This is a genomic window from Nodularia sp. UHCC 0506, assembly GCF_034931045.1.
In the GTDB taxonomy this organism is placed as follows: Bacteria; Cyanobacteriota; Cyanobacteriia; order Cyanobacteriales; family Nostocaceae; genus Nodularia.
Genome location: NZ_JAYGHH010000019.1, coordinates 27,693 through 28,516, shown reverse-complemented (window position 1 = coordinate 28,516; position 824 = coordinate 27,693). Strand labels below are relative to the sequence as shown.

General features: G+C 35.4%; 2 protein-coding genes. Both read right to left on the bottom strand.

All coding sequences use genetic code 11. The features are described from left to right. Positions 1-63 precede the first annotated feature (63 nt). Positions 64-495, bottom strand: coding sequence for an NUDIX hydrolase (locus VB654_RS12890; protein ID WP_323214168.1), 432 nt, complete (start codon positions 493-495; stop codon positions 64-66). A gap of 53 nt (positions 496-548) precedes the next feature. Further along, positions 549-824 (bottom strand): DUF3531 family protein (locus tag VB654_RS12885; protein WP_323214167.1); only part of this gene is annotated, 276 nt, incomplete at its 5' end.

The window sequence follows — 824 nt, the reverse complement described above, 5'->3', positions numbered from 1 at the left end:
GTTAGTAGTTCGTAGTTCGTAATTCGTAGTTCGTAAAAATTACTGAGTTACTGGATTAATACTTTACAAGTAGGCGAAAAAATCTTCGGGAACTAATCTTAATTTGCCAGATTTAAAGTCAGAAATATCTACCCATAGGGCTTTATGTTGATGGTTTTTTGATTCAGAAAATATTAAGCTTTCCAATTGATAGAATTTAGCATCAACGAAATCACATTGATAAAGTTGAATAATTTCGTGTCCTTGCTTACCGTTACAAATAAATATACTTTCTATGCAACCGATATAGGTGATATTTGTTAAATCTGCTTGAATCTCTTCTTGAAATTCTCTTTTTAAAGCAGCTTCGCTAGTTTCACCAAAGTCAACTCCACCACCTAAAGCTCGATAATAAGTTTCTTTTTTAAGGGAATCGTAGCCTTCAGAAACAAAAATTCGTCCGCTATCCTGGATTAATCCTAAAGCTAATACCCGAATTTTTCCTAGTTTGCTCATCTAAAAATCTGCGGGGATATGGGAAATGTGTGTTTTAAAACTTAAGCATACAGTTAATTATCATACATAGCATGATTTGGGTTGTCACTATCTTCTACAGGCCAATCTTCATTTTCGCCACCGATGTATAATTCTTCAATAGCGACATATTCTTGATTTAACTGTTTGAGAGCATTGATTAAAATATCAAGGGCGATCGCATCAGCAGTTCCCATGTCAAACCAACAACGCGCCCACTGTCCTTCATACTCAAATTCTCCCATATTGTGCATGAGTGCCAGCAAGCTTTTATCATACCCTTCTGGGTCATAATTCATGTAGCTGATTTC